Annotated in this window: 32 protein-coding genes; 18 read left to right on the top strand and 14 right to left on the bottom strand. The window is 67.3% G+C overall.

What is annotated here, in order from left to right; translation table 11 throughout:
- Positions 1 to 5 precede the first annotated feature (5 nt).
- Positions 6 to 176: a hypothetical protein gene (locus A5650_RS26985; RefSeq protein WP_156744258.1), complete on the top strand. Its 171-nt coding sequence runs from the start codon at positions 6 to 8 to the stop codon at positions 174 to 176.
- Between the two features lie 67 nt (positions 177 to 243).
- Here the strand turns inward: A5650_RS26985 and A5650_RS21905 are convergent, their stop codons facing one another.
- The gene (locus tag A5650_RS21905) at positions 244 to 1,323 is read right to left on the bottom strand and encodes a hypothetical protein (RefSeq protein ID WP_067296667.1); all 1,080 of its coding nucleotides are present in this window, start codon (positions 1,321 to 1,323) and stop codon (positions 244 to 246) included.
- 138 nt (positions 1,324 to 1,461) lie between these two features.
- On the opposite strand from A5650_RS21905, the gene A5650_RS21900 reads away from it, so the two are divergent.
- Complete coding sequence (locus tag A5650_RS21900) at positions 1,462 to 1,725, top strand: hypothetical protein (RefSeq protein ID WP_067296664.1); 264 nt, start codon at positions 1,462 to 1,464, stop codon at positions 1,723 to 1,725.
- A gap of 17 nt (positions 1,726 to 1,742) precedes the next feature.
- On the opposite strand, the gene A5650_RS21895 is transcribed toward A5650_RS21900, so the two are convergent.
- The gene (locus tag A5650_RS21895; RefSeq protein WP_067296661.1) at positions 1,743 to 2,132 is read right to left on the bottom strand and encodes a (deoxy)nucleoside triphosphate pyrophosphohydrolase; all 390 of its coding nucleotides are present in this window, start codon (positions 2,130 to 2,132) and stop codon (positions 1,743 to 1,745) included.
- A gap of 27 nt (positions 2,133 to 2,159) precedes the next feature.
- On the opposite strand from A5650_RS21895, the gene A5650_RS21890 reads away from it, so the two are divergent.
- Positions 2,160 to 2,444, top strand: coding sequence for a 4a-hydroxytetrahydrobiopterin dehydratase (locus A5650_RS21890; protein ID WP_067296657.1), 285 nt, complete (start codon positions 2,160 to 2,162; stop codon positions 2,442 to 2,444).
- Here the strand turns inward: A5650_RS21890 and A5650_RS21885 are convergent.
- Complete coding sequence (locus tag A5650_RS21885; protein WP_067296654.1) at positions 2,422 to 3,582, bottom strand: mannosyltransferase; 1,161 nt, start codon at positions 3,580 to 3,582, stop codon at positions 2,422 to 2,424. The genes A5650_RS21890 and A5650_RS21885 overlap by 23 nt on opposite strands.
- A gap of 177 nt (positions 3,583 to 3,759) precedes the next feature.
- On the opposite strand from A5650_RS21885, the gene A5650_RS21880 reads away from it, so the two are divergent.
- Both A5650_RS21880 and A5650_RS21875 read left to right on the top strand, forming a co-directional pair.
- Positions 3,760 to 4,329, top strand: coding sequence for a hypothetical protein (locus tag A5650_RS21880; protein ID WP_067296650.1), 570 nt, complete (start codon positions 3,760 to 3,762; stop codon positions 4,327 to 4,329).
- Positions 4,330 to 4,391: 62 nt separating this feature from the next.
- Positions 4,392 to 5,375 carry an Rv1157c family protein gene (locus tag A5650_RS21875; RefSeq protein WP_067296756.1) on the top strand — a complete coding sequence of 328 codons (984 nt, stop codon included), beginning with the start codon at positions 4,392 to 4,394 and terminating at the stop codon, positions 5,373 to 5,375.
- Between the two features lie 27 nt (positions 5,376 to 5,402).
- Here A5650_RS21875 and A5650_RS21870 read toward each other — a convergent pair whose 3' ends face one another.
- Positions 5,403 to 5,549 (bottom strand): DUF1059 domain-containing protein, encoded by a 147-nt coding sequence (locus A5650_RS21870; protein ID WP_067081668.1) that lies wholly within the window; start codon positions 5,547 to 5,549, stop codon positions 5,403 to 5,405.
- Between the two features lie 48 nt (positions 5,550 to 5,597).
- Between A5650_RS21870 and A5650_RS21865 the strand changes: the two genes are divergently transcribed.
- The gene (locus A5650_RS21865; RefSeq protein WP_067296647.1) at positions 5,598 to 6,266 is read left to right on the top strand and encodes a nitroreductase family protein; all 669 of its coding nucleotides are present in this window, start codon (positions 5,598 to 5,600) and stop codon (positions 6,264 to 6,266) included.
- Positions 6,267 to 6,410: 144 nt separating this feature from the next.
- Positions 6,411 to 6,800: a recombinase family protein gene (locus A5650_RS21860; RefSeq protein WP_067081675.1), complete on the top strand. Its 390-nt coding sequence runs from the start codon at positions 6,411 to 6,413 to the stop codon at positions 6,798 to 6,800.
- Between the two features lie 75 nt (positions 6,801 to 6,875).
- Here the strand turns inward: A5650_RS21860 and A5650_RS21855 are convergent, their stop codons facing one another.
- Positions 6,876 to 7,454 carry an HhH-GPD-type base excision DNA repair protein gene (locus A5650_RS21855; RefSeq protein WP_067296644.1) on the bottom strand — a complete coding sequence of 193 codons (579 nt, stop codon included), beginning with the start codon at positions 7,452 to 7,454 and terminating at the stop codon, positions 6,876 to 6,878.
- A gap of 174 nt (positions 7,455 to 7,628) precedes the next feature.
- Here A5650_RS21855 and A5650_RS21850 point away from each other — a divergent pair, with 174 nt between their 5' ends.
- The 4 genes from A5650_RS21850 (at position 7,629) to A5650_RS21835 (ending at position 12,010) form a co-directional block, all read left to right on the top strand.
- Positions 7,629 to 8,552, top strand: a complete 924-nt coding sequence (locus tag A5650_RS21850) for an acyl-ACP desaturase (RefSeq protein ID WP_067296641.1) — start codon at positions 7,629 to 7,631, stop codon at positions 8,550 to 8,552.
- A 244-nt stretch (positions 8,553 to 8,796) separates the two neighbouring features.
- Positions 8,797 to 9,138 (top strand): DUF485 domain-containing protein, encoded by a 342-nt coding sequence (locus tag A5650_RS21845; protein ID WP_156744268.1) that lies wholly within the window; start codon positions 8,797 to 8,799, stop codon positions 9,136 to 9,138.
- On the top strand, positions 9,135 to 10,766 hold the full coding sequence (locus A5650_RS21840) for a monocarboxylic acid transporter (protein WP_067296633.1): 1,632 nt from the start codon (positions 9,135 to 9,137) through the stop codon (positions 10,764 to 10,766). The genes A5650_RS21845 and A5650_RS21840 overlap by 4 nt, the downstream gene beginning before the upstream one ends.
- A 44-nt stretch (positions 10,767 to 10,810) precedes the next feature.
- Positions 10,811 to 12,010 (top strand): MFS transporter, encoded by a 1,200-nt coding sequence (locus A5650_RS21835; protein WP_067296629.1) that lies wholly within the window; start codon positions 10,811 to 10,813, stop codon positions 12,008 to 12,010.
- Positions 12,011 to 12,049: 39 nt separating this feature from the next.
- Here A5650_RS21835 and A5650_RS26980 read toward each other — a convergent pair whose 3' ends face one another.
- A complete protein-coding gene (locus A5650_RS26980) occupies positions 12,050 to 12,217 on the bottom strand; it encodes a DUF5302 domain-containing protein (protein WP_156744256.1) in 168 nt (55 codons plus the stop codon).
- 43 nt (positions 12,218 to 12,260) lie between these two features.
- Positions 12,261 to 12,704: a PPOX class F420-dependent oxidoreductase gene (locus tag A5650_RS21830; RefSeq protein WP_067296750.1), complete on the bottom strand. Its 444-nt coding sequence runs from the start codon at positions 12,702 to 12,704 to the stop codon at positions 12,261 to 12,263.
- A 30-nt stretch (positions 12,705 to 12,734) separates the two neighbouring features.
- Between A5650_RS21830 and A5650_RS21825 the strand changes: the two genes are divergently transcribed.
- From A5650_RS21825 to A5650_RS21815, 3 genes are read left to right on the top strand one after another with little or no spacing between them, the layout of a single operon-like run.
- Positions 12,735 to 13,571 (top strand): class I SAM-dependent methyltransferase, encoded by an 837-nt coding sequence (locus A5650_RS21825; protein ID WP_231992726.1) that lies wholly within the window; start codon positions 12,735 to 12,737, stop codon positions 13,569 to 13,571.
- Positions 13,571 to 14,092 (top strand): DUF1697 domain-containing protein, encoded by a 522-nt coding sequence (locus A5650_RS21820; RefSeq protein ID WP_067296625.1) that lies wholly within the window; start codon positions 13,571 to 13,573, stop codon positions 14,090 to 14,092. The genes A5650_RS21825 and A5650_RS21820 overlap by 1 nt, the downstream gene beginning before the upstream one ends.
- A gap of 59 nt (positions 14,093 to 14,151) precedes the next feature.
- Positions 14,152 to 14,958 (top strand): class I SAM-dependent methyltransferase, encoded by an 807-nt coding sequence (locus A5650_RS21815; RefSeq protein ID WP_067296622.1) that lies wholly within the window; start codon positions 14,152 to 14,154, stop codon positions 14,956 to 14,958.
- A 7-nt stretch (positions 14,959 to 14,965) separates the two neighbouring features.
- Here the strand turns inward: A5650_RS21815 and A5650_RS21810 are convergent, their stop codons facing one another.
- The gene (locus A5650_RS21810; protein WP_067296619.1) at positions 14,966 to 15,331 is read right to left on the bottom strand and encodes an Rv1152 family transcriptional regulator; all 366 of its coding nucleotides are present in this window, start codon (positions 15,329 to 15,331) and stop codon (positions 14,966 to 14,968) included.
- A 36-nt stretch (positions 15,332 to 15,367) separates the two neighbouring features.
- Between A5650_RS21810 and A5650_RS21805 the strand changes: the two genes are divergently transcribed.
- Positions 15,368 to 16,081, top strand: coding sequence for an NAD-dependent deacylase (locus A5650_RS21805; protein ID WP_067296614.1), 714 nt, complete (start codon positions 15,368 to 15,370; stop codon positions 16,079 to 16,081).
- On the opposite strand, the gene A5650_RS21800 is transcribed toward A5650_RS21805, so the two are convergent.
- The 3 genes from A5650_RS21800 to A5650_RS21790 are packed head-to-tail and all read right to left on the bottom strand — an operon-like array spanning position 16,078 to position 19,650.
- The gene (locus A5650_RS21800) at positions 16,078 to 16,713 is read right to left on the bottom strand and encodes a class I SAM-dependent methyltransferase (RefSeq protein ID WP_067296612.1); all 636 of its coding nucleotides are present in this window, start codon (positions 16,711 to 16,713) and stop codon (positions 16,078 to 16,080) included. The genes A5650_RS21805 and A5650_RS21800 overlap by 4 nt on opposite strands.
- A complete protein-coding gene (locus A5650_RS21795; RefSeq protein WP_067296609.1) occupies positions 16,694 to 17,371 on the bottom strand; it encodes a TetR/AcrR family transcriptional regulator in 678 nt (225 codons plus the stop codon). Before A5650_RS21795 ends, A5650_RS21800 begins: the two co-directional genes overlap by 20 nt.
- Positions 17,368 to 19,650 carry an MMPL family transporter gene (locus A5650_RS21790; protein ID WP_067296606.1) on the bottom strand — a complete coding sequence of 761 codons (2,283 nt, stop codon included), beginning with the start codon at positions 19,648 to 19,650 and terminating at the stop codon, positions 17,368 to 17,370. Before A5650_RS21790 ends, A5650_RS21795 begins: the two co-directional genes overlap by 4 nt.
- Positions 19,651 to 19,802: 152 nt before the next feature.
- Here A5650_RS21790 and A5650_RS21785 point away from each other — a divergent pair, with 152 nt between their 5' ends.
- Together A5650_RS21785 and A5650_RS27565 are read left to right on the top strand one after the other, a co-directional pair.
- The gene (locus A5650_RS21785; RefSeq protein WP_067296603.1) at positions 19,803 to 20,345 is read left to right on the top strand and encodes a DoxX family protein; all 543 of its coding nucleotides are present in this window, start codon (positions 19,803 to 19,805) and stop codon (positions 20,343 to 20,345) included.
- Between the two features lie 118 nt (positions 20,346 to 20,463).
- Positions 20,464 to 20,595, top strand: coding sequence for a hypothetical protein (locus tag A5650_RS27565; RefSeq protein WP_090278021.1), 132 nt, complete (start codon positions 20,464 to 20,466; stop codon positions 20,593 to 20,595).
- Between the two features lie 113 nt (positions 20,596 to 20,708).
- Here the strand turns inward: A5650_RS27565 and A5650_RS21780 are convergent, their stop codons facing one another.
- From A5650_RS21780 to A5650_RS21770, 3 genes are read right to left on the bottom strand one after another with little or no spacing between them, the layout of a single operon-like run.
- Positions 20,709 to 21,707 (bottom strand): NAD(P)H-dependent flavin oxidoreductase, encoded by a 999-nt coding sequence (locus A5650_RS21780; RefSeq protein ID WP_067296600.1) that lies wholly within the window; start codon positions 21,705 to 21,707, stop codon positions 20,709 to 20,711.
- Between the two features lie 5 nt (positions 21,708 to 21,712).
- Positions 21,713 to 22,465, bottom strand: coding sequence for a 3-hydroxyacyl-CoA dehydrogenase (locus A5650_RS21775; RefSeq protein WP_067296597.1), 753 nt, complete (start codon positions 22,463 to 22,465; stop codon positions 21,713 to 21,715).
- A gap of 18 nt (positions 22,466 to 22,483) precedes the next feature.
- On the bottom strand, positions 22,484 to 23,575 hold the full coding sequence (locus tag A5650_RS21770) for a CaiB/BaiF CoA transferase family protein (RefSeq protein ID WP_067296594.1): 1,092 nt from the start codon (positions 23,573 to 23,575) through the stop codon (positions 22,484 to 22,486).
- A gap of 87 nt (positions 23,576 to 23,662) precedes the next feature.
- Between A5650_RS21770 and A5650_RS21765 the strand changes: the two genes are divergently transcribed.
- Positions 23,663 to 24,481 carry an enoyl-CoA hydratase gene (locus A5650_RS21765; protein WP_067296590.1) on the top strand — a complete coding sequence of 273 codons (819 nt, stop codon included), beginning with the start codon at positions 23,663 to 23,665 and terminating at the stop codon, positions 24,479 to 24,481.
- The last annotated feature ends 79 nt before the right edge of the window (positions 24,482 to 24,560 follow it).

Genomic DNA, 24,560 nt, shown 5'->3' with positions numbered 1-24,560 from the left:
GTCACTTGAAGCCCAGCAAGCTCGCCGACCTCAAGCCGAAGAACAAGTGCTGCCGCAGCCAACCACGCTGCAAGCGCTGCCCGGTCGTGGTTCATCAGGTGCGCAAGGCCGAACGCAACGGCATCCGCGGCAAGGATCTGGTGAAGGTTCACAAGCGCGCCCGCCGACGGAAGTAGGCGTTGACTCTGCGTCCAGGGCGCGATCTCGTTTGGAAACAACGCCCTCAGCGCAGAGTCAAACCGGCTACGGGTAGGACAGCAGCACCATCACCCGGCCGTCGCGCGGGGCATCGGGGAAAGCGTCTTCGTCGAAGCCGTAGTATTTCTGCTGGGTTTCGGTGATCTCGTCGATCACGCGGCCGTGTGTATGAATCGTGTTGTCCCGCACGTCCTTCATGACACCGACGAAGTCGGGCACCGACAGCGACTCGGCCAGCAACAGCACCTCGCCGCCAGCCGAAAGGTCCACGAGCACACCGGCTCCCGAGAAATTGTTGCCGCCGCGCCCGGTACCCCGCGGCGCCCAGTACACGGGATCGCCGGCGAGAGCACCGTCGACGCGCCGATACTGACCCACCGCGTCGACGCTGTCGGCGACGGTCACGATGGGCAACGTGTCGATGGTGCGCAGCTCGTCCCACCACATGTAGGCGATCGGGATTCCGGCGATCGCATAGACCAATACGATCAGCATGAGCAGCGGCTTCCACGCCATCTCCCAGCCGAGCTTTCGATCCGAAACGCCCTGTGCTGCTGCATGATCGTCGATCTCTCGCCGTCCGAAGCGGAATACGTACCAACTCAGCAGCCGGGCCAGCGCCATCAGCGCCAACACGATGAGCCCGACGACACCTGCGACACGCCAATAAAAGGTGCTGTCGCCGTGGTTGATCGTCATCAGCACCATGACGGCGGGGATGGGCGCGGTGAGCAGGAGCAACAGCGAGTACGACGGATGACTGGTCAGATACTCGTATTCGACCCGCCATGCGCGGTTTCCGCCGACCACGGTCGCATCGCCGATGTCCGCGCGCACCATCGGTGTCCACGCTCCGTGCTTGACACGCGGCCTGATCAGGCTGCGGAAGAAGAAGAATCCGCAGACCAGCGAGACAACCAACGCACCCCAGAACACGCCCGGCATCGGTTCGCCGGTGCCGGGCACGCCGAAGGCACCGCGGATATCGATCATCTTGGCGACGAAGAAGGTCAGCGGGAGCGCGAAGAACAACTCGACGAGCCACATCTGAACCAGTTGCGGGATGCGCGAACCGATCCGGTCGAAGGCGAGCACACCTCGCCACACGAACCGCAGCACGCGCATGGACGGCAAGACTATGTGAGCACCGGCCGCCGAACGACCGATCTTGAAAACCCGGCCGCGAAGTCACGGGCAAATGTTCACAGCGGGCGTGCAGGTACGCGAATTACTGTCGGAAGCGCTGAGAGAAAGGAGACTCAGATGGCGATCTACGAGGTCTCCACCATCGCCCTGGCCGCGCTGCTGGCGGCTTTCGCGACGGCAGCGATCTACCTCGGATTGCTCAACTGGATGGGCGTGTTCCACGTCGTGCGCTGTGCGCACTGCCACCACATGACGTTCTCGTCGACCAACCGGTCACCCGGATCCTGCGTCCACTGCCGACATCCCGCGTTGATGCACCCGATCTACGCGGCGCACCACCGCCCGCCGGTCCGGGTGGTCGACGACCGGCTGCGCTACTGAAGCCCCGTTCCGCCGGGTTACCTGCCAAGCGCTCGCCTGAGCGCGGCCAGCCACGTGCGGTCGGCGGGCACCCACGCTAGGCCGTCGAGTTCGCCGACGGTGACCCAGCGCAGCGCCCTGTGGTCGTTGGGGTGCAGGCTACCGCCGGTCTGAGTGACGCGATAAGCCCGCAGGACCATGGTTTCGGTGAGGGCGACGTCGTCGCCGAGTCGCGCGCCGACGTCGACCACGACACCGAGCTCCTCGTGCAATTCGCGGGCCAGCGCGGCTTGGTCCGTCTCACCCGGCGCCACCTTGCCGCCGGGCAGTTCCCACAACCCGGCGAGTTCGGCTGGCCGGTCGCGCTGCGCCACGAGCAGCGAAGCCTCCGAGATGAGGGCGCCGGCGACAACGATCTGGTTCGACACTGCGGCTGACGGTATACGGTCGAAGCCATGGCTGTGTTAACGGACGAACAAGTGGACGCCGCACTGCCCGATCTGCCCGGCTGGGAACGCGCCGACGGTGCTCTGCGCCGCTCGATCAAATTCCCCGCCTTCCTCGACGGCATCGACGCAGTCCGCCGGGTCGGCGAGCACGCGGAGGCCAAGGATCACCATCCCGATATCGATATTCGCTGGCGGACAGTGACTTTCGCGTTGGTGACGCATTCAGAAGGCGGCATCACCGACAAGGACCTCGAGATGGCCAAGGACATCAACGGGCTCGTCGACCAGTAGAGGCGATCCACGCCAGCGTCACCAGCGTGGCGACGATGTAGATCAACCCGGCCCAGGCCAGATACCACGGTCGCGGGATCACCCAGATCGTCGGCTGGGCGAAGCTCAGCAACCACGGCACCCCGACCAGGGTCAGGGCGAGCCAGCCCCAGCCCAGCACGCGCGCGCCGCGCCTGCCGCGCAGTGGCCCGTGCAGCAGCCAGATCATCAACGGGATCAGCCACACCCAGTGATGCGTCCACGAGATCGGCGACAGCAGAAGGCCGAACAACTGGACCACCACGATCTCGCCCAACCGGTCCGACGCGCCGCCGATGGCCCGCCACGCCAGGATCGCCAAACCCGCCGTCACCACGATTCCGGCCACCACGGCGGGCCCGTAACCCGCGTCGTGGCCGAGGATCCGTGAGATCCCGCCGCGCCACGACTGGTTGAACGACGTCCCGATCGGGCCCACCCGGTCGGCGTCGCCGAGCAGCTCAGTGAAATAGCGCCGGGTCTGGTCCCCGACCACCAGGGCCGAAACCCCCACGGTGGCAAGGAAAACCACCGCTGAGAACACCACCGTGGCCCATCGCCGCGCGCCAAGGAAGTACAGCCCGGAGACCGCGGGCGTCAGCTTCAAGCCGGCCGCGACGCCGACCAGCAGACCCGACACCCACCATCGCGTGCTGGAGACGGCATACAGAACCGCCAGCACCAGCACGACATTGATCTGCCCGTAGTCGAAGGTGCTGCGCAATGGTTCGATCCAGATGCCGACCGCGGTCCACAGCATCGCGACCCGCGGGTCGCCGAAGCCCAGCAGCCGCTGGCTGAGGCGCACCACGCCGTAGAGCGCGGCGATGATCCCGAGCTGCCATAGGAACGCGACAAGGCCGAACGGCAGCAGGTGAAGCGGGTAGAACACCACGGCCGCGAACGGCGGATAGGTGAACGGCAGAGGAAAGTCCGGGGTCTGGTCGGCGTAGACGTAGTCGTAGAGCGCGCCGGGCTGGTCCAGCGTGCCGGCGCCACCGACATAGACGTGCAGGTCGACGAAGTTCGCGCCGTTGGGCACCAGGTAGGTCCACGCCAGTCGAGCCGCGATGCTGAACGCCAGCAGCACGGGCGCCGCAGCGGCCAGTCGGGAGGCCATCCGCGACGGTGACGGGGCGGCGCTTGTCGAGGTGTCTATTCGCCCGACTCTATCGGCCGGTCACCGAAACCCCTCGCTTGAGTAACGGTTGAATCACTGCCACACGTGTCACTTGAGTCACATCAGTAACTCCGTAGCTTCGGGCGGAGGCGTGCCACACAACCGATTGGGAGAACCATGCACAGCACCGGAAAACTGTTCGCGACCACGATGATCGCCGCTGCGGGGGCGGTCTCGGCCGCGCTGGCGCTGAGCGCCACCGCGTCCGCGCAACCCGCGGCGCCGGCACCCGCGCCCACCGTGCCGGGCCTGCCGCTGATCCAGCAGCTGGCGTCAAACCCGGCCGCCGCGACGCAACTCATGCAGGGCGTCACGTCGCTGCTGAACACCGCATCGACTCCGGCCGCCCCGGCCGCGACTCAGCCGTCGGCGACGGCGTCGGTCACTCTGCCGCAGCCTCCGGCCTCGCTGCCCGGCATGCCCGCGGCACCGGCGGCACCCGCAGCGGCCTCTACCGCGCCGGCCAACCCGGCCAGCCTGCTGTCCAACCTGCCGACCGGCCTGGCCTCTCTGTTGCCTGAGGGCACGCCGTTGACCGGTCTGCTGCCCGCGGCCGCGCAGGCGGCTACGCCGTCGGCCGCCGCACCTGTGGCCGCTGCGGCCGCTCCGGCTGCCGCGGCGCCCGCCGCCGCCCCGGCAGGCGCTGGCATGGCGCCGCTGCTGATGCCGCTGTCGGCTCTTCCGTGATGACGGCGGCGACGCCGAACGACCAACTGGCAGACACGACCACTACAACCCCTGAGGGAGCCATGTCAGCTCGAAGGATGTTCGCCACCGTCGCCGTCGCGATCGGTTCATCGGCCACGCTGCTTGTCGGCGGCGTGGCCGGTGTGGCCGGCGCCGAACCCGCGCCCTCGCCGGCGATCCCGGGACTGCAGGCGCCCGGCCTGTCGGCGGTCCAGGGCATCAGCCCGGCGATTCAGCAGGCCGCCGCCGATCCGACGAACGCCGCGTCGACGCTGATGGCCGCAGCCGCGGTGTTCGCCGGTGACGCGGTCGTCCCCGCCGACTCGCGAAATGTCGCGTCGGCGGTCAACCAGTTCGTCGCCCACAATCCGGCCCCCGGCGCTGTGCCCGGCCAGGAAGCGCACCTGCCGCCGGGCATCGATCCGGCACACGCCGTCGGGCCGGTGCCGGAGGCGGCTGCCGCACCCGCACCGGCGGCGGCGCCGGCCCCCGCACCCGAGGCCGCGCCCGTCGCAGCTGCGGCGGCACCGGCGCCCGAGGCCGCACCTGCCCCCGCGCCTGCTCCGGAGGTTGCGCCCGCACCGGCGCCCGCGCCGGCGCCTGAGGCTGCCGCACCCGGTCCGGCCTTCGGCCCGGAAGCCCCGCCCACGCAGGACTTCATGTATCCGTCGATCAGCAACGGCTGCCTGGCCGACGGCGGAAACGTCCTCGCCACGGCGATCTCGGTCGCCGGGCCGGCCAAGATCCCGACGCCGGGGCCCGGCCCCGGTCAGACCGCTTATGTATTCACCGCGGTCGGCACGCCGGGTCCCGCGGCCGAGCAGAAGCTGCCGCTCAACGTCACGTGGGTCAACCTGACCACCGGCAAGTCGGGCAGCGCGACGCTCAAGCCGCGGTCGGACATCAACCCCGAGGGGCCGACCACGCTGACCGCGATTGTCGACACCGGCTCAGGCAGCATCCTCTCGACGATCTTCGGACAGGTGACGACCACCGAACGGCAGTGCCAGTTCATGCCGACGATCGGCTCGACGGTCGTCCCGTAACCGGTCGACAAACTCCGCCGAGCGGGGTCAGTAGGCCATGAAGAGGATCGCGTCCCGGTCGTAGTCGCGGCCGGGGTGCGCCTCGGAGAGGTGCGCCTGGGCCTTCTCGACCAGATCGTCCTCATCCTTACCGACGATCGCTTCGCCACACGGGCAGTTGAGGTGCGTCTTCATCTCCCCACCTTCGCACAAGTCGTGACCGACAAGGCCCAAGATATAGCCATGGACCTCTACGACGTCATGCGCACGACGGCCGCGGTGCGCGAGTACACCGGCGATCCGTTATCCGACGACGTCCTCGAGCGCATCATCGACAACGCCCGCTTCGCACCCAGCGGAGGCAACCGCCAGGGCAACCGGTTGATCGTGGTCCGCGATCCGGCGACGCGCGAAGCGTTGATCGAATGCGGGATACCGGGCGCCAAGCGCTACATCGCACAGCTGCGCAACGGGGAGAGCCCGTGGAATCCGTTGCAGCCCTGCCAAGTTGACGAGCAGACCATTGCGGCCGTGCATGTGCCGAACCAGTCGCCGCTGCGCACCGCGGAGGTGGTGCTCGTGGTCTGCGTCGACCTCGGCGTGGTGGCCGCGTTCGACCAACACCTCGATCGCGTCGGCCTGATCGCGGGCGCCTCGGTCTACCCGTTCGTGTGGAACATCCTGCTGGCCGCCCGCAACGAGGGCTTCGGCGGTGTGCTCACCACCGCGGCGGTGGCCGAGGAGCCCCGCGTCCGCGAACTGCTGGGGATCCCCGACAGCTACGCCGTCGCAGCGCTCCTGCCGCTCGGAAAGCCGGTCCGCCAGCTGACGAGGTTGACCCGCAGACCCGTCTCCGAGATCGCCACCCGGGAGCGCTTCGACGGTGATCCACTCACAAGCCGCGCGCGGTGAGCCACGCGTCGACGTGACCGGCCACCTCGATCCAACCCGGTTCGTGCGCTACTTCATCTCTCGGATGTCGACGTCCGGTAACGGTTCGGCGCAGACATCACGGCAGCTATTTCGAGGCGACCCGCTTCGTGAGACCTTGGGGACGTGACCTGCACGCTGGGCTACGCCACAGCAAGCGCCGCCGAGCAGGGCCTCGAGGGTCAGCTCGCGGCGCTCAACGCTGCTGGAGTCGACCCCCGACGGGTGTTCACCGACAGGCTCTCCGACTCCGCCGACCGCATCGGCGCGGGACTGCACGCGATGCTGAGCTATGCCCGCTCGGGCGACACCATCGTCGTCGTCGCGCTCGACCGGCTCGGCCGCACCGGCGCCGACGTCATCCGCACCGTCGCCGAACTCTGCGACCGCGGCCTGCGGCTACGCACGCTCAAGGAGGGCATCGACACCGGGACCTCCACCGGCCACGTCGTCGCCGGCGTGATCAAGACGCTGGCGCGACTGGACGCCGAGGACTCCGCGGTCGCCAACTCCTAGCCCGCTCAGGCCTTGGCGGCTTTCGCCCCGGCTGAATCGCTCAGGCCTTGGCGGCCTTTGCCCCGGCTGAATCGCTCAGGCCTTGGCGGCCTTCGCGGCCGCCTTCGCCTGCTTCTTGTACGACCGCACCTTCTCCAACGAACCCGCGTCGACCACGTCGGCCACCGATAGGAACGACCCTGCCTTGCCGTAGTCGCCGGCCGCCTTCCGCCAGCCCTGCGGCGTCACGCCGTATTGCTTGCCGAGTAGCGCCAGGAAGATCTTCGCCTTCTGCTCACCGAACCCGGGAAGCGCCTTGAGCCGACGCAGCACCTCGGCGCCGTCGGGGTCCTCGGCGGTCCACAACGCAGCCGCATCACCGTCGTAGCGATCGACAAGCAACTGTGCCAGCGCCTGAACTCGTTTGGCCATCGAGCCCGGGAAACGGTGTATGGCAGGCGTTTTCGAGCACAACTCGGCGAACTTCTCGGGGTCGTAGTCGGCGATCTCGCGGACGTCGAAACCACCGAGACGGTCGGCGATCTTCTTCGGTCCGGCGAACGCCGCCTCCATCGGGTACTGCTGATCGAGCAGCATCCCGACCAACAGCGCGAACGGGTCGGACTCCAGCAGCTCGTCGGCCGCCGGATCTTGAACTAGCTGCAGTTTGGCCACAGGGCCAGTTTAAGGCTGCGCGGTGGGGTCACCCTTCCGCCCGATCGTCGAAGTGGCGGCAAATCGGTGCTCCGAGTCCGTAAGTCCGCAAACTCGCGGCCACTGCAGGTTTAACTGGTACAACTCCGCGGAAACCGCACTTACGGCCTCGTAGGTTACGCTAGCGTAGCTAGCGTGACAGATTCGCAGATCGGTGTGTTATCCGAACTGGAACCGGTAGTGGCGGCCAACCTCGACCGCCACCTCAGCGTCGCGAGGGACTGGCAGCCGCACGATTACGTGCCTTGGTCACGCGGGCGTGACTTTTCCTTTCTGGGCGGGACTGATTGGCGGCCCGAAGATTCACCGCTCGACCCGGTCGCTCAGACGGCCATGGTCGTCAATTTGCTCACCGAAGACAATCTGCCCTCCTATCACCGTGAGATCGCCACCCGCTTCGGCCGTGATGGGGCCTGGGGGCAGTGGGTCGGCCGCTGGACTGCCGAGGAGGCTCGGCATGCGATCGCGATCCGGGACTATCTCATCGTCACGCGCGGAGTGGATCCTGTCCGATTGGAAGCTCTGCGCATGGAGCACATGGCCGTGGGTTATGACAGTGGAGACAAAACCGTGCTGCAGGCTTTGGCCTATGTCTCCTTCCAAGAACTTGCCACTCGAATTGCGCACCGCAACACCGGGCGCGCGACTGGCTGTCCGCTTGCGGAGCAGTTGCTCGCGCGTATATCGACCGACGAGAACCTGCACATGATCTTCTACCGAAATCTGATGAACGCTGCGTTCGACATAGCCCCTGACGCGGCAATGAAGACGGTTCGTGACGAAGTCATCGGATTTCAGATGCCGGGCCAGGACATGACAGACTACGCGAAGAACGCCATCACGATCGCAAAAGCCGGCATCTACGATCTGCGTCTACACCACGATGCGGTTATTCAACCGGTGCTGCGGTTTTGGCGGGTCTTCGAGCGCACCGACTTCGGGTCGGTCGGCGAACAGGCGCGCGACGAACTCTCGTTCTTCCTCGCCGCGCTCGACGCGAAGGCGAAACACTACGAAGAAAAGCGTGCCGCACGCGACGCGGAACGCTCGATGGTGTGACGGCAACCTCATAACGCCGATTGATCGTGCTCGCGCTTCCGGCGCCGAGCATGGCCCCCGGTGCTGTCTTGCACAGAACAGGCCGATTTCTGTCAACAGCCTTTCTCGGCCATGCCGCGGAGTCGTTGCTGTCTCCTGCGGCGTGTCGGATGAACCCGCCGCTATCCGTGGACGAGAGTCTTGACAACCGGCGGAAGCCGTTGCGCTCGCCGATATCGAGGATGAGGAGTCGCCCGTGCCCGAAATCCAACGCTCGTCCTTGGACACCCCGATCACCGGCGAGGAATATCGCGCCGTACAGGCCAGCCCCGAATTCCAGGAGTTACGGAGTAGGTTGCGGCGCTTCGTCTTTCCGATGAGCGCACTGTTCCTCGTCTGGTATTCGGTGTACGTGGTCCTGGGCGCCTTCGCCCACGACTTCATGGCGACCAAGGTGTGGGGCGACATCAACGTCGGCCTGCTGATCGGCATCGGGCAGTTCGTCTCCACCTTCCTCATCACCGGGATCTACGTGCGCTTCGCCAACCGGGAGCTGGACCCGCGGGCCGAGGCCATCCGCACCAAGCTGGAGGGTGGCGCCGCATGAGCACCCTGCTGGCCGCCGACTCAGCCGTCGGCAGTCCCGTCGCCAACATCGGCATCTTCGCGCTGTTCGTCGCGGTGACGCTCTACATCGTGATCCGTGCGAGCAAGCGCAACGCGACCGCCGCTGAGTTCTTCACCGCCGGGCGGTCGTTCACCGGTCCGCAGAACGGCATCGCGATCTCTGGTGACTATCTGTCGGCCGCCAGCTTCCTCGGCATCGCCGGCGCCATCGCGGTCTACGGCTACGACGGCTTCCTCTACTCCATCGGCTTCCTGGTGGCCTGGTTGGTCGCGCTGCTGCTGGTCGCCGAATTGCTGCGCAACGCAGGCAAATTCACGATGGCCGACGTGTTGAGCTTCCGCCTGCGACAGCGCCCGGTACGACTTGCCGCGGCCACGACGACACTGGCCGTCTGCCTGTTCTACCTACTGGCACAGATGGCCGGCGCCGGCGGACTCGTCGCACTGCTGCTCAATGTCAACAGCGACCTCGGCCAGGCCTTCGTCATCGCCGTCGTCGGCGTACTGATGATCGTCTACGTGCTGATCGGCGGCATGAAAGGCACCACGTGGGTGCAGATCATCAAGGCCGTGTTGCTGATCGGCGGTGCGGCGCTGATGACGGTGTGGGTGCTCGCCAAGTTCGGCGCCAACTTCTCCGAGATCCTCGGCGCCGCACAGTCGGCGGTGTCCGGCTCGTCGAACGAGGCCGTCGCCGCCCGCGACGTTCTGGCGCCCGGCGCCCAGTACGGCGCCTCGCTGACATCGCAGATCAACTTCATCTCGCTGGCCCTGGCGCTGGTGCTCGGCACCGCGGGTCTGCCGCACGTATTGATGCGGTTCTACACCGTGCCGACCGCCAAGGAGGCACGCCGTTCGGTGGTCTGGGCGATCGCGCTCATCGGCGCGTTCTATCTGTTCACCCTCGCACTCGGATACGGCGCCGCCGCGCTCGTCGGACCCGACACCATCCTGGCCGCTCCCGGCGGCCAGAACTCGGCCGCGCCGCTGCTGGCGTTCCAGCTCGGCGGGGTCATCCTGCTCGGCATCATCTCGGCGGTCGCGTTCGCGACCATCCTCGCGGTGGTCGCCGGCCTGACCATCACCGCGGCGACGTCCTTCGCACACGACATCTACGCCAGCGTGATGAAGAGCCACGGGGTCAGCGAGGACGAACAGGTCCGGGTCTCGCGGATCACGGTCGTGGTGCTGGGAGTCTTCGCGATCGGTCTCGGAATCCTGGCGGCAGAGCAGAACATCGCGTTTCTGGTCGCTCTCGCGTTCGCGGTGGCGGCCGCGGCCAACCTGCCGACTATCCTGTATTCGCTCTACTGGCCGCGCTTCAATACGCGCGGGGCGTTGTGGAGCATGTACGGCGGCTTGATCTCGACAATCGTGCTGATCATCTTCTCCCCCGCCGTGTCAGGGTCGAAGACCGCGATGCTGTCCAGTGTCGATTTCGCGTGGTTCTCCCTGGCCAACCCCGGCATCGTGTCGATCCCGCTGGCGTTCCTGCTCGGCGCGATCGGCACGCTGAGCTCATCCGACCGGGGGGACCCGGAGATCAACGCCGAGTTCGAGGTGCGCTCGCTGACCGGCATCGGCGCGGAGAAAGCGGTCACACACTGACCTGACGGGGATTAGGGCGCCCGCAGGGGTGGTTATCAACAGACATGCTCGACGCCGCCCCCGCGGGTCCCACCGTGACCGCGCAACGCCTGGCCTTCGGCCTCCTGGCGTACGCGTTCGCCGCGATCATGCTCGGCACCACGATGCCGACGCCGATGTACGCGCTCTACGGCGAGCAGATGCACTTCTCTGTGCTGACCACCACCGTCGTGCACGCGGCCTACGCGGGCGGCGTGCTGTTCGCGCTGCTGGCGTTCGGCCGGTGGTCGGACGCGATCGGGAGGCGGCCGGTGCTGCTCGGCGGTGTGGTCGCCGCGTTGATCAGTGCCGGGGTGTTCCTCGCCGCGGATTCGGTGCCCCTGCTGCTCGTCGGCCGCGTGTTCTCCGGACTGTCGGCGGGGGTCTTCACCGGGACGGCCACCGCGGCGGTCGTCGAGGCCGCGCCGCCGCGGTGGCGCACGCGGGCGGCCGCGGTCGCAACCGTCGCCAACATCGGCGGACTCGGCGCCGGCCCGATGATGGCCGGTGTGCTCGTCGAATACGCGCCGCATCCGCTGCACCTGAGCTTCATCGTGCACATCGTCCTGGCGGCGCTCGCGGGCGTGGCGGTGCTGGTGGTACCGGAGACGTCGCCGCGGTCGGGACGGATCGCCCTGCAGCGGCTTTCGGTGCCGCCCGAGGTGCGTTCGGTGTTCGTCCTCGCCGCGATCGCCGGATTCGCCGGGTTCGCGGTGACGGGTCTGTTCGCCGCCGTTGCGCCCTCTTTCGTGACCGAAGTCGTCGGCATCGACAACCAGGCGGTCGCCGGCCTGATCGCCGGCTCGATCTTCGCCGCCTCCGCCCTGACGCAGATCGTCACCAACACCATGGCGCCGCAGCGGGCGTTGGCGGTCGGCTGCGGAGTCCTCGTGGTCGGCATGGCGACTCTGGCTGTGGCACTGCAACTGTCGTCGCTGATCGGGCTGATCGCGGCCGCCGTCGTGTCGGGCATCGGGCAGGGCATGAGCTTCAGCCGTGGCTTGGCGGCGATCTCCGAACGCAGCCCGGCCGACCGGCGCGCGGAGGTCAACTCCACGTTCTTCGTCATCGGTTACGTGGCGATCTCGGTGCCCGTCGTCGGCGAAGGCCTGGCCGCCCAGCAGTGGGGATTACGCACGGCGGGTGTGAGTTTCGCGGTGGCAGTGGCCGTGCTCGCGGGAATCTGCCTCGCGGCGATCTTGCTGCGCGAAGCGCGCTCGGGTTAGCCGGCCGAACTCCTCGCCGCTTGATCGTCGTCCGGCGGGTCAGCCGCTCTTGCGCCGGAACTCCCGGCGATGCTCGACCGGGCCGTGCACCCGAGGTTGCTTGGCTCCGCCGTCCTTATGATCGCCGCCGCCGGCCGCCTTGGCCTTCTTGCGCTCCAGCGCTTCCCGGAACTTGCGCTTGGTGTCGTCTTCCGGTTCTTCAGCCATGACCGGAGCCTAGCCCCTCGATCCGCCGGCCGTCGCCTGCTTTTCAGCGCTTGCCGGGCGGCATGCCGTAAACGTGGCTGATCGGCAACGTCATCAGCACCCGGCGGTCGTCGACCATCGCGCGCCGGTAGTCGTCCCAGTCGGGATGCTCACCGGCGATGTTGCGGTACAACGCGATCAGCGCCTCCACGGTGTCGTCATCGCGCCTCGCGGCAGGCGGCGTGAGGATCGCGTCCCCCTCGGCGACGGCATAGGACCAGCCGTCGTCCGAGCTGACGTGAAGCGACGCGCGCGGGTCACGCCGCAGGTTGCGGGTCTTCGCCCGCGGTTCGGTGATCGACACCTGGATGGTCAGCGCGCGCGGGTCGAAGTAGTACGACACGTTCGACAGTTGCGGGCGCCCGTCGCGCTTCAGGGTCGCCAGGACGCCCAGCGAGTTTCCGCCGATCAGTGCGAGAAGCTTATCGTCGAACACATGGCGTCCCATGCCAAGAGCCTACGTCTCTACCATCGAGATGTGACCGGTCCGGCATCGCGAATCGACGGCAGCGTTCTCGAGGGCGTATCGGCGACCGCACTGTGGACGCTGTACTACCGCGCAACCGAGGCCAAGCGATCCGACGGCGTCATCCGCGACCCGTGGGCCGTCACGCTGCTGGACACGATCGACTACGACTACGGCAAGTTCGGCAAACCCAAACAGGCACATGCGCTGCGCGCCCTCGCTTTCGACACCGCCACACGGGAGTACCTGACCGAGCATCCGAAGGCATCAGTGGTCGCACTCGCCGAAGGCTTGCAGACCAGTTTCTGGCGACTGCAGCGACACGGCGTCACCGACGAATTGACGTGGTACTCCGTCGATCTGCCGCCCGTCATCGCCTTGCGCGAGCAGCTGTTGCCATACGAGGATCGGATCGTTGCGCTGGCACAATCGGCGTTGGACCTCAGCTGGATGGACCGCGTTGACGCGTCGAACGGCGTCTTCATCACCACCGAGGGGCTGCTGATGTATCTCGATCCCGATGTCGCGCTGGGCCTGATCCGCGACTGCGCGGCGCGCTTCCCCGGCGGGCGGTTGATGTTCGACTCCGTCCCGCCCTGGTTCAGCCGGCGCACCGTGCGCGGCAAGCTCAAACTCTCCGATCGCTACGTCACCCCGCCCATGCCCTTCGGGCTCAGCCCGGACGAGGCCGTGAAACTTGCCGGGTGCATCCCGGGTGTGCACGCGGCCCACGATGTCCCCCTGCCGCCTGGGCGGGGCGCTTATAAGGTGCTGGCATCGGATGCGTGGGACCGCATCGGCTTCCTGCGCCACGGCCGGCCCAGCCACACTCTGCTGGAGTTCGGCTGATGACGCGCTATGCCGCCTTCCTGCGCGGCGTCAACGTCGGCGGCGTCAACCTCAAGATGGCCGACGTCGCGAAGGCTCTCGAAGACGCCGGATTTCGTTCGGTGCGAACCATTCTCGCCAGCGGCAACGTGCTCTTCGACAGTGGTTCAGGCGTCGACGCGGTGCGGAAGAAGGCCGAGAAGGCGCTGCGCGACTCCTTCGGTTACGACGCCTGGGTGCTGGCCTATCCGATCGACACGGTGGCGGCCATCTCGCGCGCCTATCCGTTCGAGCGCGAGGTGCCCGACCACCACTCCTATGTCACGTTCGTGACCGACGAACAGGTGCTCGACGAACTCGCCGACCTGGCGAAGGACGCCCCTCCTCAGGAGAAGATCGAGCGCGGTGACGGGGTCATCTACTGGCAGGTGCCCAAGACCGCGACGCTGGACACCACCATCGGCAAGACGATGGGTAAGAAGCGCTACAAGTCTTCGACTACCACCAGAAACCTGAGAACGCTGGACAAGGTCCTGCGCTAGGTAGATTCGAGCTCGTGAGTTCCAAACCGAATGCCCCGTCCGCCAGGGCCGACGCGACCATGCTGACCGGTGTCTCCGAGACAGCGTTGATGACGTTGAAGGTGCGAGCGACGGAGGCCGCCCGCCCGGACGGACTGATCGATGACCCGATGGCGATTCAGCTCGTCGACTCCATCGACTTCGACTTCGCGAAGTTCGGGCCGTCCCGCCGTCAGGACATGGCGGTGCGCGCTCGGGGCTTCGACCGCGAGACACGGCGCTACCTCGCCGATCACCCTCGCGCCACGGTCGTGGCGCTCGCCGAGGGCCTCCAGACCAGCTTCTACCGGCTCGACACCGGCGAGGTGGGGCACGAATTTCGTTGGCTCACCGTCGATCTGCCACCCGTCATCGAGCTGCGCCGCCGCTTGCTGCCGCCGTCGGATCGCGTGCGCATGCTGGCCCTGTCGGCGCTGGACTACAGCTGGATGGACCACGTCGACACCGAGCACGGCGTGTTCATCACCGCCGAAGGGCTGCTGATGTACCTGCAGCCGGAGGAGGCGCTCGGCCTGATCCGTGAGTGCGCGGCCCGCTTCCCCGGCGGCCAGATGATGTTCGAACTGCCGCCGGCCTGGTTCGCCCGCGCGATCAGCAGCGGCCTGTTGCGGCCATCGCTGGGGTACCGCGTTCCGCCGATGCCGTTCCACATGACACCGTCACAGGTCGCCGACCTCGTCAACGACATCCCCGGGATCCGCGCGGTGCACGACGTGGCGTTGCCGCCGGGACAGGGCACGGTGCTCAACGCGCTGATCTGGAGCGCTCAGCGGCTCCCGTGGCTCGACTCCGTGCGACCGGTCTTCACCGTCCTCGAATTCGGTTGAGCATCCGCTATCCGAACGCCGTCTCCACATACCGCAGAGCCTCGTCTTTGCCCACTCCAAGCGACTTGGCCGCCGACACGAACGTGTTGGCCGCTGTGGCCATCGCGGCGTCGGCCGGATCCTTATGGGCGACGAATGTGCCGAAGCGGCCGCGGGTTTCGAGAATTCCCGCCGACTCCAACTCGCGATAGGCACGGGCCACGGTGTTCACCGCGAGACCGAGCTGACCCGCCAGCTCGCGCACTGTCGGCAGCCGGGTGCCCGGCGGCAGCCTGCCGTCGCGCACGCCATCGATGATCTGCGTTCTGAGCTGGTCGAACAGGGCGCCGGAAGAGCGCTGGTCGATGCGTACCCAATCCCCCAAGTTGGCCACGTGCCCAGTATTGCCCACACGGGCTAGTTTGGTCATGTGCAGCTAACGGTCTTCAGCGGTGCGGGCATCTCGGCCGAGAGCGGGGTGCCGACCTTCCGCGACGCCGAAACCGGACTGTGGGCGAAGGTCGACCCCTACGAAATCTCCAGTTCGGAGGGGTGGCGAGCCCACCCCGAAAAGGTGTGGGCGTGGTATCTGTGGCGCCACTACATGATGAGCGGGGTGCAACCGAACAACGGGCACCTGGCGGTGGCCGCCTGGCAGGACTACGCCGACGTGCACGTCGTCACCCAGAACGTCGACGACCTGCATGAGCGCGCGGGCAGCAAGAAGGTCTACCACGTACACGGAAGCCTGTTCGAGTTCCGCTGCGACCACTGTCAGGGGACGTACTCCGGCGAGCTGCCGGCCATGCCGGAACCGGTGGAGACCGTCGACCCGCCGCGGTGCGTATGCGGCGGGCTCATCAGGCCCAATGTGGTCTGGTTCGGCGAGGCGCTGCCGGAGGACGCCTGGCAGCGGTCCGTCGAGGCGGTCAGCGGCGCCGACCTGGTGATCGTCGTCGGCACCTCGTCGATCGTCTATCCCGCGGCGGGCCTGCCCGAGATCGCACTCGCCAACGGCATCCCGGTCATCGAGGTCAATCCGGAACCCACACCGCTGTCGGACTCCGCGACGGCCTCCGTGCGAGAGACGGCGGCGAATGCACTGCCGAACCTGCTGCAGCGGCTTCCGGCCCTGCTCGGCTAGAGCTTGACCGCGCGGCCGATCGCGAATTCGGATACGGGCAGCGGCAGCCACCGCGGCATCGTCCACTCCCGCCGCGACCCTGCGACGTCGAACCCCGCGCTCACGATGCTCTGCTCGGTGTGGCGGTGCGTGTGGCAGTTGCCGAACAACCGCGGCCACACCGTCGCGTCGGCGATCCGCTGCAGCCGCCCGCGGCCGTCTGCGCTGGCGATGTGCTCGAGGTAGCGAAGTTCACCGCCCGGCCGCATCAGCGAATGGAGTTGCCGCAGAACGGTCTCCGGGTCCTCGATCGAGCACAGCACGAGCGAGCAGACGACGGCGTCGAACGGTTCGTTGCCGGAAGCCATGAACCGTTCCACGGTGTCACTGGTGACGGTGACGGGCACTGGCGCAGCGGCAGCGGCCCGCTGGGCATGTTCGGCCAGACGGCGCTCGGGCTCGACGGCCACCACCTCGGTCACGGCGTCGGGGTAGAACTCGAAGTTCGTCCCGGTTCCCGCGCCGACTTCCAGCACCCGACCGGACAGCCCCGCGAGATTCTCTCGCCGGAGTTGCCGGATGGCGTCGGTTTCGTGGGTGGACATCACCGTCCACAACCGCGCGAAGAACGGGTTATCGACCGTGTCCGACATGTAGCGCCCCTTTCAGCTGTGCGACGGCTTCCGCTGGCCTGTCGAGGTCGACGGCGCCTCGGGCGATCTGACCGAAGCACACAGCCGCCAGCACCCGGTCGGCGAACTCCTCGACATCACCCCACGGTAGGTACGGCTTCGAGATGAGCATCGCGGCCACCCCGTGCGCGACGGTCATCAACTCCAGCGCCATCGCCGTCGGATCACCCGGCGCATAGATTCCCTCCTCGATCAGGCCCTCGACCGCGGCGCGCAGATGCACGAACGCCGAGCTGTTCAACGCCACGTCCACATCGCTTCCCGGCCGGGTCTCCCCCATCGTCGCAATGCGGTACAGCTCGGGGGTTTTCATCGCGAACCGGACGTACGCCAGTCCCTGGGCACGCAGCACCTCGATCGTCGACGGCTGCCCGGCCGCCAGGGACTGCATCTCCTCGTCGAGCTTCTCGAAGTACCGCGCGCACACCGCGTCAAGTAGAGCGTCCTTATCGGCGAAGTGCAGATAGATCGACGGCGGGGTCACGCCCACCCGCTGCGCCACCGACCGGATCGAGACCTCTTTCGCGGTGCCGGCCTCGAGCAGCAGGTCGGTTGTCGCGTCGAGGATCTCCTCGCGCAGCTGCTCACCGGATCCACGCGGCGCGCGCCGCCGTTTCATCGCGTCCCCGCCGGTTCGGTCGGACTCCCGGCGGTTGCGGGCGCGGGTTCGCCCGACTCGCGCAAACCGATTCGGTCGTGCAGTTTCGCCAACGGTTTGGGCGCCCACCAGTTCCACCGCCCGAGCAGATGCATGAACGCCGGCACCAGACCCATCCGTACCAGCGTCGCGTCGGCGAGGATCGCAAGCGTCAACCCGACACCGAACATCCGCATGAACGCGACCTCGGCCGCGATCAGTGCCGCGAACGAGATCGACATCAACAGCGCCGCCGCCGTCACGACGCGGCCGGTCTTCGCCAGTCCGAGCGCGACGCTCTCGTCGTTGCGCTCACGGGCCGAAAGCGTTCCGTCGTCGCCCAGTTGCAGCCAATACTCGCGGATCCGCGAAACCAGGAAGACCTCGTAGTCCATCGACAACCCGAACGCAATGCAGAACAACAACACGGGCATGTTCGCCACCAGGGTGCCCGTGGGCGTGGTTCCCAGCGCGCCGAGGTGACCCTCCTGGAAGATCCACACCAACGCGCCGAACGCAGCGGTCAGGGATAAGACGTTGAGCACCAACGCCTTCAACGGCAGCACGACGCTTCCGGTCAGCAGGAACAGCAACACGAACGTGATGACCCCGATCACCCCGAGCACCAGCGGCAGGCGCGTGGTGATCGCCGAGGCGCTGTCGCGGTTCACCTGCGCGGTGCCGGTCAGCAGCACCGGAACATCGCCGGGCGTGCCGACGGCCTGCAGCCGGTCGAGCTGCGCCTCGGAGGCATCGCTGAACAGAGGCGCGGTGCTGGCCACCGTGAGGAAAGCACTGCCGTCCTTGAGGCCCGTCGCCGCCGACGGCGGGCCGACCGGTGTGCCGTCGACGAAGGTGCCCCCGGGTGCCGAGACCGAGGACACGTCGGCGACACGAGAGAGTTCGGCGGCGTAGCGATCAACCATCGCGGGCGTGACGCCCTGGGTGTCCGGTATGACGACCGCGACATTGCGGGCCGAGTCGACGGCGAAGTTGGCGCGCAGATCGTCGCCGACCTGCCGCGCCGAGGCGGACTGCGGCAGCACGCGCTCGTCGGGAAAGCCCCACCGCGCGTTGAGGAACGGCGCGCCGAGCACCAGCAGCAGCGTGACGATCACCAACGCGATCGGAATCGACCGGCGCATCACAACTTTCGTGCACCGGTACCAGAACGTCTGCTCCACGGGCTTGCCCACCGGCTCCGGCCTGCCGAACAGGCGGCGGCCGAGGCGACGCACATCAAACGCGTCGAGCCGCTCGCCGAGCAGCACGATCGCCGCGGGCGCCACGACTATCGCGGCGACGGCGGCGAACGTCACCACCGCGATCCCCGCGTATGCGAACGACTTCAGGAAGTACATCGGAAACAACACCATCGCGACCATCGACAGCGCGACCGTCAGCGCCGAGAACAACACCGTTCGTCCCGCGGTGGCCATGGTGCGCACCAGCGCGGTCTCGCGGTCGGCACCGTCGGCGATCTCGTCGCGGTACCTGCTGATGATCAGCAACGTGTAGTCGATGGCCAGCGCCAGCCCCATGGCCACCGAGAGGTTGAGCGCGAAGATCGAGACGTCCGTGACGTAGGTGACCGCACGCAGCACCGCCATCGAACCGAGGATCGCGCAGCCGCCGATGGCCAGCGGCAGCGCAGCGGCGAGCAGTCCGCCGAACACCCACACCAGGGCCAGGAAGCACAGCGGAATCGCGATTGCCTCCATCTTCAGGAGGTCTTTCTCGCTCTGCCCGTTGATCTGCACGTAGATCATCGCCTCGCCGCCGGCCCGCACACTGACGCCGTCGCGGTCGTGTACGAGCCGCTCGGTGAGCTCCTTCGCATACTTCTGCGCACCGCCCTCACCGCCGGTGATGCCTGCGACGATCAACCCGGTCTTCCCGTCCTCGCTGACCAGCGCCGGCGCGGCGGTCGGCGGCGCGTTCCACAGCGAGGTGACGTCAACGACCGACGGCGCGGCACGCAGTTCGGCGACGAGTTCCTCGCCCACGGCACGCGCCGCCGGGCTCTGCGCACCGTCGTCGGAGTGCACGCTCAGGATCAGCTCCATGTCGCCCTGGCCGAACTTGTCCACCAGCAGCCGGGTGGCCTCCGCCGACTCCGACGTCGGATCCTGGAAGCCGCCGGCCGAGAGGTTCTTGGCGACGGGGATCCCGAACACCGCGCACGCCACCATCACGAGGACGGCTATCGCGATGATGCGCCGCGGCGCCGCTATGGCCAGCTGCGCGATTCGTTGCAGCACTGCGCGTCCTCTCGCTCCTCGGACTAACGCCGGTAACTTAACAACGGTAAGTCAACCGCGTCAACGCCCCCTTCGGACACGGTTCAGGGCCTTGCAGCGTTCACCGCGAATCCGCGCGATGAGTTGTGGCTCGTCTGATAGTCGTTATCGGCATGACAACGACGGACGCGGCGACGGCCGCGATCAGCACACGAAACACCGCGACGGACATCGGCCTGCTCATCCTGCGGATCGGCGTCGGTGCCGCGATTCTTCAGGCGGGGCTCATCAAACTCTTCGACTTCGGCGCCACCGTCGGATTCATGGAAGCCGCAGGCTGGCGCCTGCCCGCCCTGGCGGCCTTCATGGTCACTGCCGCCGAGACGCTCGGCGGTCTGGGACTGATCTTCGGCGCGCTGACGCCGCTGGCCGCCTGCGCGGTGGTCGCGGCGATGGTCGACGCCTGGGCCGTCAACGTGTCGGAGTCCGTCTTCTGGTCCGAACCGTTCAACGTCCCGTTCATGATCGGCATTGGGGCCGCTGCGCTGCTGTTTCTCGGCGCAGGCGCCTACTCGCTCGACGCGAAGGTGCTGGGCCGCCTGGCGTGGGGACGCCGGATCGCCGTGGGCCTGCTGATCGTGGCGCTCGCCGCGGCGATCCTGACCTGGGTGGCTTTGCTCGGCACAAACCCCATTCACTTCACGGCCCGAGCCTAGCCGCTCAGCAAAAAGCTACCGGCGGGTAGTGCGTGACCCTACCGACGGGTAAGAATTGCCAAGATATTCCGAATCGTGACTCAAAGATTCCTTAGAGGTAACACTTACTGTCGAGTACATGTGGATCGACGACACCAGTGCCGATGTCATCAAGGTTGACTTCGAGGCGCTCTACCACGGCGATGTCCTGGTAGAGGGCGACACCTCGGAGCAGCTCGACGACGAGCACCCCCTGCGCACCGCCGTCTGATCCGAACGCGCGCCGAGGGGTCGCGCGTTCGCTCCGACGGTTCGGCCTCAGAGCCCGAGCCTGGCCCGATAGTGCTTCTTGGCGAATCCGCCCGCTAACTCCGATCCTCTTCTTTAAGCCACATTCTCTTCTTCGTCATCGGCGATCATGTCGCTGAGCCGACCGCTGATGATCTCCTCGGCCTCGTCGACGATCCGCGCGACCAGGTCCCCGACGGTCGGGATGTCGTTGATCAGGCCCATCGCGGTGCCCACGCTCCAGATGCCGGCGTCGAGATCGCCGACCTCGTAGACCTTCACCCCGCGCTTGCCGGCGACCAGGTCCTTGACGTCCTCGAACTGACCACCACGGTTGAGGATCTCGACAACCTCGCGCGAGACGGCGTTGCTGGCCACCCGGGCGGTGTTGCGCAGCGGCCGGAAGATCAGCTCGGTGTCAAGCTCGGTGCCGGCAACGATCGCTTCCTTGACGTTCTGGTGGATCGCCGACTCCACGGTGCACATGAACCGCGAACCCATGTTGATGCCATCGGCGCCCAGCGCCAACGCCGCCACCAGACCGCGCGCGTCGGCGAACCCGCCCGAGGCGATCATCGGGATGTCGATCTTGGCCGCCGCTGCCGGGATCAGAACCAGGCCCGGGATGTCGTCCTCGCCGGGGTGACCCGCGCACTCGAAACCGTCGATGCTGATGCCGTCGACGCCGAGGCTCTGCGCCTTGACCGCATGCCGCACCGAGGTGCACTTGTGCAGCACCTTGATGCCGTTCTCGTGGAACATCGGCAAGTGCGGCGCCGGATTGGAGCCCGCGGTCTCGACGATCTTGATGCCGGAGTCGACGATCACCTGCCGGTACTCGTCATAGGGCGGCGGGTTGATCGTCGGCAGGATCGTCAGGTTGACGCCGAATGGCTTGTCGGTCAGCTCGCGGCACTTGGCGATCTCGTTGGCCAGGTCGGCAGGCGTCGGCTGGGTCAGCGCGGTGATGAAACCGAGCGCCCCCGAATTCGCCACGGCCGCAACCAGTTCCGCGCGGCCGACCCACTGCATGCCACCCTGCACGATGGGATGCTCGATGCCGAACGTCTCGGTGAACTTCGTCCTGATGCTCATCGTGTCTACCTCGGGGCCATCCGGATCGCGCCGTCCAGACGGATCACCTCGCCGTTGAGCATCGGGTTCTCGACGATGTGCACGGCCAGCGCACCGTACTCGTCGGGATCACCGAGGCGGGCCGGATGCGGGACCTGCTTGCCCAGCGACTGCTGCGCCTCTTCGGGCAGGGAACCCAGCAGCGGTGTCTTGAACAGACCCGGCGCGATCGTGACGACGCGGATGAACTCGCGCGACAGGTCCCGCGCGATCGGCAGCGTCATGCCGACCACGCCACCCTTGGACGCGGAGTAGGCGGCCTGTCCGATCTGACCCTCGAACGCCGCGACGGACGCGGTGTTGATGATGACGCCGCGCTCACCGTTGATCGGTTCCGTCTTGGCGATCCGCTCGGCGGACAGACGCAGCACGTTGAACGTGCCGATCAGGTTGACCTCGATGACCTTCTTGAAGCCGTCCAGCGGGAACGGCCCGTCCTTGCTCAGCGTCTTGATCGCGTTGCCGATCCCCGCGCAGTTGACGTTGATCCGCAGCGGGCCCATCTTCTCCGCCGCGTCCAACGCGGCGCTGACCTGCTCCGGATCGGTCACGTTGGCCTCGACGAACTGGGCGCGGTCCCCGAGTTCCTTGACCGCTTCCTCGCCCTTGAGGTCGATGACGACCACGGATGCGCCCCTGTCGAGCAGGCGTTTGGTGGTTGCCAGGCCGAGGCCCGATGCGCCACCGGTGACGACGGCTACGGCGTCCTTGATCTCCACTTGAGGGTGTTCCTTTCTCTAGGCCCAGTCTCGTAAGACGGCTTCGGTGTCGGCGCCGGCTTGGCCGGGTGGTGTCGGTGCCGGCGGCACGCTTCGGGAGAACCGCGGCGCGGGCATCGGCTGCAGGTGGTCACCGTCGCGATAGAAGGTGTTGCGCTCGGTGACATGCGGTTCGGATTCGACCTCGCTGAACGACAGGACCGGCGTCACGCAGGCGTCGCTCTCGGCGAACACCTTGGCCCAGTGGTCGCGGTCTTTGCTAACGATGACCTCGCTGAGCTTCGCGCGCAGCTCCGGCCAGCGGCTCGCATCGTTCTGGTCGGGCAGGTCGGCGTTCTCCAGGCCCAGGCCCTTGAGGAACTCGGCATAGAACTGCGGCTCGATGCAGCCCACCGCGATGTAGCGGCCGTCGGCGCAGGTGTAGGTGTCGTAGTACGGCGCACCTCCGTCGAGGATGTTGACCCCGCGCTGATCGGTCCACAGGCCGTCCTGCAAAAAGCCCCAGATCATCTGCGCCAGCACGCTCGAGCCGTCGATCATCGCGGCGTCGACCACCTGGCCCTTGCCTGAGGTCTGGCGTTCGAACAGCGCCGACAGGATGCCGACGAGCAGGAACATCGAGCCGCCGCCGAAGTCACCGGTGAGGTTCAGCGGAGGGACCGGTCGCTCGCCCGCCCGGCCGATCGAGTGCAGCACACCGTTGAGGGAGATGTAGTTGATGTCGTGGCCGGCCTGCAGCCGGCGCGGCCCGGTCTGACCCCAGCCGGTCATGCGTCCGTAGATCAGCCGCTCGTTGACCTTCGCGCAGTCCTCCGGGCCGAGGCCGAGTCGTTCGGTGACACCGGGGCGCAGGCCCTCGATCAGCACGTCGGCCTTGGCGACCAGGCGCAGAACCAGCTCGCGGCCTTCGTCGCTCTTGAGGTCGGCGGCCACCGAGCGACGGTTGCGCAGCGCGGCCTCGCGCTTGCTGGTCGGGATCCCGCCGAGCTTGCCCGGGCGTTCGATGCGGACGACGTCCGCGCCGAGATCACCGAGGATCATCGCCGCATGCGGGCCGGGTCCGATGCTCGCGAGTTCGATCACCCGCAGTCCGTGCAGAGGTCCCGCCATGCTTACCGCCCTTCGTTGGACAATCGCTTCCGGATCGCCGACATAGCTTACTTGTATAACCAAGTCGTCCGGTTCTAGGGTGCAGTCATGACAACCCTCGATTCGGGCGCACCCGCGTATGCCGGTGTCGACGATCTGACGGTCGAGCTCGCCGACGGCGTGCTTTCGGTGACGCTGAATCGACCGGAGAGCCTCAACTCCCTGAATCGAGCGATGCTGGCCGGTATCGCCGACACCCTCAACACCGCGGCCTCCGATCAACGAGTCAAGGTGGTACGGCTCGGTGGCACGGGTCGCGGGTTCTGCTCGGGCGCCGGCATCAGCGGCGACGACCAGGCGCAGAAAACCGTCGACGGCCCGGCCTCGGTGCTCGACGCCGCCAACGACGCGGTCCGCGCGATCGTCAATCTTCCCCAGCCTGTGGTCGCGGCGGTGCACGGCGCGGCGGCCGGTGTCGGCGTATCGCTGGCTCTGGCCTGCGACGTCGTATTGGCTTCGGACAACGCGTATTTCATGTTGGCGTTCACCAAGATCGGGCTGATGCCCGACGGCGGCGCCTCGGCGCTGGTGGCGGCGGCGGTCGGACGCACCCGGGCGGCCCGGATGGCGCTGCTGGCCGAAAAGGTCTCGGCGCGTGAAGCTTACGATTGGGGACTGGCGGCGGCGGTGTATCCGGCCGATGAGTTCGACGCCGAGGTCGACAGGGTGCTCACCACGCTGAAGTCGGGCCCTGCGGTGGCGCTGCGCAAGACCAAGCACGCCATCAACGCCGCGACGCTCACCGAGTTCGAGCCCGCGCTGGGCCGCGAACGCGAGGGCCAGCTGTCGCTGCTGAGTTCGCCGGACTTCATCGAGGGCATCACCGCGTTCCAGCAGCGCCGCAAGGCGAGCTTCTCCGACTTCTGAGCATCTCGGGCTGAGCGCTCGCCCCCGGAAAATCGGTGGACTCGGCGGCCGCGCCTCCGCGACCATCGACAGGTGAGTA

It is taken from the genome of Mycobacterium sp. 1164985.4 (assembly GCF_001668575.1).
Classification (GTDB): domain Bacteria; phylum Actinomycetota; class Actinomycetes; order Mycobacteriales; family Mycobacteriaceae; genus Mycobacterium.
This window is presented reverse-complemented; position numbering and strand designations above follow the sequence as displayed.

Bases quoted from the DNA above. Each gene is read 5' to 3' on its own strand.
- A5650_RS21905 (WP_067296667.1), bottom strand. From the start codon at position 1,323: ATGCGCGTGCTGCGGTTCGTGTGGCGAGGTGTGCTCGCCTTCGACCGG.
- A5650_RS21900 (WP_067296664.1), top strand. From the start codon at position 1,462: ATGGCGATCTACGAGGTCTCCACCATCGCCCTGGCCGCGCTGCTGGCG.
- A5650_RS21890 (WP_067296657.1), top strand. From the start codon at position 2,160: ATGGCTGTGTTAACGGACGAACAAGTGGACGCCGCACTGCCCGATCTG.
- A5650_RS21885 (WP_067296654.1), bottom strand. From the start codon at position 3,582: ATGGCCTCCCGACTGGCCGCTGCGGCGCCCGTGCTGCTGGCGTTCAGC.
- A5650_RS21880 (WP_067296650.1), top strand. From the start codon at position 3,760: ATGCACAGCACCGGAAAACTGTTCGCGACCACGATGATCGCCGCTGCG.
- A5650_RS21875 (WP_067296756.1), top strand. From the start codon at position 4,392: ATGTCAGCTCGAAGGATGTTCGCCACCGTCGCCGTCGCGATCGGTTCA.
- A5650_RS21870 (WP_067081668.1), bottom strand. From the start codon at position 5,549: ATGAAGACGCACCTCAACTGCCCGTGTGGCGAAGCGATCGTCGGTAAG.
- A5650_RS21865 (WP_067296647.1), top strand. From the start codon at position 5,598: ATGGACCTCTACGACGTCATGCGCACGACGGCCGCGGTGCGCGAGTAC.
- A5650_RS21840 (WP_067296633.1), top strand. From the start codon at position 9,135: ATGAGCACCCTGCTGGCCGCCGACTCAGCCGTCGGCAGTCCCGTCGCC.
- A5650_RS21835 (WP_067296629.1), top strand. From the start codon at position 10,811: ATGCTCGACGCCGCCCCCGCGGGTCCCACCGTGACCGCGCAACGCCTG.
- A5650_RS26980 (WP_156744256.1), bottom strand. From the start codon at position 12,217: ATGGCTGAAGAACCGGAAGACGACACCAAGCGCAAGTTCCGGGAAGCG.
- A5650_RS21830 (WP_067296750.1), bottom strand. From the start codon at position 12,704: ATGGGACGCCATGTGTTCGACGATAAGCTTCTCGCACTGATCGGCGGA.
- A5650_RS21820 (WP_067296625.1), top strand. From the start codon at position 13,571: ATGACGCGCTATGCCGCCTTCCTGCGCGGCGTCAACGTCGGCGGCGTC.
- A5650_RS21815 (WP_067296622.1), top strand. From the start codon at position 14,152: ATGCTGACCGGTGTCTCCGAGACAGCGTTGATGACGTTGAAGGTGCGA.
- A5650_RS21800 (WP_067296612.1), bottom strand. From the start codon at position 16,713: ATGTCGGACACGGTCGATAACCCGTTCTTCGCGCGGTTGTGGACGGTG.
- A5650_RS21795 (WP_067296609.1), bottom strand. From the start codon at position 17,371: ATGAAACGGCGGCGCGCGCCGCGTGGATCCGGTGAGCAGCTGCGCGAG.
- A5650_RS21785 (WP_067296603.1), top strand. From the start codon at position 19,803: ATGACAACGACGGACGCGGCGACGGCCGCGATCAGCACACGAAACACC.
- A5650_RS27565 (WP_090278021.1), top strand. From the start codon at position 20,464: ATGTGGATCGACGACACCAGTGCCGATGTCATCAAGGTTGACTTCGAG.
- A5650_RS21780 (WP_067296600.1), bottom strand. From the start codon at position 21,707: ATGAGCATCAGGACGAAGTTCACCGAGACGTTCGGCATCGAGCATCCC.
- A5650_RS21770 (WP_067296594.1), bottom strand. From the start codon at position 23,575: ATGGCGGGACCTCTGCACGGACTGCGGGTGATCGAACTCGCGAGCATC.
- A5650_RS21765 (WP_067296590.1), top strand. From the start codon at position 23,663: ATGACAACCCTCGATTCGGGCGCACCCGCGTATGCCGGTGTCGACGAT.